This is a genomic window from Pseudoalteromonas sp. AOP7-A1-14 (assembly GCF_052376275.1).
Lineage (GTDB): Bacteria > Pseudomonadota > Gammaproteobacteria > Enterobacterales > Alteromonadaceae > Pseudoalteromonas.
The window spans coordinates 1-2,399 of record NZ_JBQSVO010000205.1; the positions used below are offsets into that span (position 1 = coordinate 1).

Consider the following 2,399-nt stretch of genomic DNA (forward strand, 5'->3'; position numbering starts at 1 on the left):
AAGTGCCTTTACACAGTTTATGCCAACGAATAACAATTGCTTTGTCATTTAATCGATTCACTTTTTTGTCATCAACGTACAGGACTAAATGCGTGTGGTTACTCATTACTGCATAAGCACACACGTCAATACAAAACACCTTGGCAAGCATAAGTAACTTTTCTTCAACCCAGCCTCTGCGATGCGCGTAAGACTTACCTGTAAAACGGTCTTCGCCACATAAGAATGCACGGCGCACACAACGTGAAATACAGTGATAATATTTTGTATCAACCAAGCTTATTTGTCGTTTTCTTGCGACTGCCATAATACACCCCGGCTATTTTTTAAACTAACTAAAACTTAGCCTTTAATTTCATAAAATACAAAATTAAAATGGGTGTCTAGTTTATTCCAATTTCATAAAATACAAAATTAAAATGGGTGTCTAGTTTATTCCGTGTCAGCGCGGGTTTATTATTAATGAATGCAGCATTTAGCTTTATGGCTCTGCTTGGCTTACTGAGCCTAAGCGGCATGCTGATAAAAAATGGCATTGTGTTAGTCGATCAAATAAACCTCGAACTCAGTGAAGGCAAAGACCCCTATCAAGCTGTATTTGATTCCGGTGTAAGCCGTGTCCGGCCTGTGGCAATGGCTGCAATCACTACTATTTTAGGCATGATCCCACTGTTATTTGATGTGTTCTTCCAGTCAATGGCGGTCACCATCATGTTTGGTTTAGGCTTTGCCACCATACTCACGTTAATCGTGGTGCCAGTGCTTTATACGGTACTATTTAGAATTGAAGTGCCAAAAAACAGCTAACAAAAAAGGCCAAATAATTTACATTACTTGGCCTTTATCAAAGTTTATCTAGTTACTTTGATACTACACATAATTTGCATAGCTAAGAATCTAAAAGTTACCAGCAACAAACAAAAAGGCAAGAAGAAAGACCTGACCCGATTCTTTGATGCTATTCTTTGCTGACCCTATTCTTTGAACATGGTGACCAAACTTCAAGCACTCTTTGTCCCAGTAATGTGATGAGCATGCTTAAAGCCATGATCTATTTTAGATATTAATAACTCGCGTTCCCTGATGGAAATTTTTCAGCTAATAGAACCAAAGAATTTATCAACCCTTCTTGATAAACATTTTTATTTAATAAAATGGAATATGATTTACTATCAGTTACCCATGATAAAGAGGTTTCTGCGTTACCATGTTCATCTTGCTTTACAATAATGATACCAGGATTACCATTGATATGAATATTAATAGCATCTCTGTCCATTATCACGCCACTACTTTCATCTGAAAAATCCCATTCATCAATAATCAAAATACCAAACTCTGGATTTTTTACAATTCGAGTCAGAGAGTCCCAACCCTTACCTTTAATAAAGTTACCACTAGAGGACTCTAAAACCAAACTCTTTTCACTAGTAATGATCGAGGTTAAGTCTGCCTTTTTGAATGAGTTAACATTTGATATTTTATTTGGAACTATAGCTGATAAAGTTGCTCTATCCGATAAAGCTTGTTTTAAAAGCAGGCTTCTCATTTTAGAAATTTTAAAGTCAGAATCATGCTGAATATATTCAGCAATTAATTTGTTAAAATCCCTAATTTCTGAAGAGTCGACTTCAACATAACCAAAGTTATTCGTACTCTCGATAGCATTCAAATAAGACTTACTTTCATTTTTATTAGCTATACTCATTTCCTCTTTTGAAAATGAGTATATGGAAACACCATTGGGTTCATTTATTGATTTCTGGCTCTTTTCATTTAGGAAAGGGTTATTCTCATCTACAATAATTGGTGGTTCAGCAAAAGTGAGTCCACTACTAATAAATAAGCCACTAAAAACAATATTTCTTATTGAAGTATTCATTTACTATTTTTCCTTTTAAAATTCACTTAAATTGCAATCAATCGCGTAAGAATTCTTGTAGTGGTACTGACCTGGTGATTTACCCCACCAATGCTTGCCTCTGACTTCGTATTTTCCGGTTAAGCCTAAAGCACCATGACTATCAGATGCAATGGAGTGCCATTGAACTTCCCAGTTATCTCCTGCAATTAAATTATGAGCACTATCTCGATTTTCACCAAATCTTAAATGCCATGAACTAGTTGCTCTAGAGGATTGAGGCCAGCCCCAAGTAAGGCTTTCCCAACCAACTTCAGCAATGGGAACATAGCAATTAGAACGACTAAAGGCAGATACAGCAGCTTGAGATGGAACGGCATAAATTCCCACAAGAAAAAGTGGAAATAAAAATTTTTTATTAAATTTCATTAAAACTCCTTTTAAATTAATCAACCTAAAGTATACATAAAAGGAACTATCCAGCAACAAAAAATTAAAACAAGAGATCGTAAAATAAGCAATTGAACATTTTTAATAT

Annotated in this window: 2 protein-coding genes and 2 pseudogenes; 1 reads left to right on the forward strand and 3 read right to left on the reverse strand. The window is 35.3% G+C overall.

Annotated elements, in window-relative coordinates:
- Positions 1-307, reverse strand: a pseudogene (locus tag ACT3RM_RS17500) (transposase); the annotation flags it as partial.
- Positions 308-429: 122 nt separating this feature from the next.
- On the opposite strand from ACT3RM_RS17500, the pseudogene ACT3RM_RS17505 reads away from it, so the two are divergent.
- Positions 430-807: pseudogene (locus tag ACT3RM_RS17505) on the forward strand (efflux RND transporter permease subunit); the annotation flags it as partial.
- A 256-nt stretch (positions 808-1,063) separates the two neighbouring features.
- On the opposite strand, the gene ACT3RM_RS17510 reads toward ACT3RM_RS17505, so the two are convergent.
- Both ACT3RM_RS17510 and ACT3RM_RS17515 read right to left on the reverse strand, forming a co-directional pair.
- Complete coding sequence (locus tag ACT3RM_RS17510; protein WP_192543132.1) at positions 1,064-1,882, reverse strand: hypothetical protein; 819 nt, start codon at positions 1,880-1,882, stop codon at positions 1,064-1,066.
- 15 nt (positions 1,883-1,897) lie between these two features.
- Positions 1,898-2,290, reverse strand: coding sequence for a hypothetical protein (locus tag ACT3RM_RS17515; protein ID WP_192543133.1), 393 nt, complete (start codon positions 2,288-2,290; stop codon positions 1,898-1,900).
- Positions 2,291-2,399: the final 109 nt, after the last annotated feature.

Excerpts from the sequence above, each read along its gene's own strand:
- ACT3RM_RS17510 (WP_192543132.1), bottom strand. The coding sequence starts at position 1,882 with ATGAATACTTCAATAAGAAATATTGTTTTTAGTGGCTTATTTATTAGT.
- ACT3RM_RS17515 (WP_192543133.1), bottom strand. The coding sequence starts at position 2,290 with ATGAAATTTAATAAAAAATTTTTATTTCCACTTTTTCTTGTGGGAATT.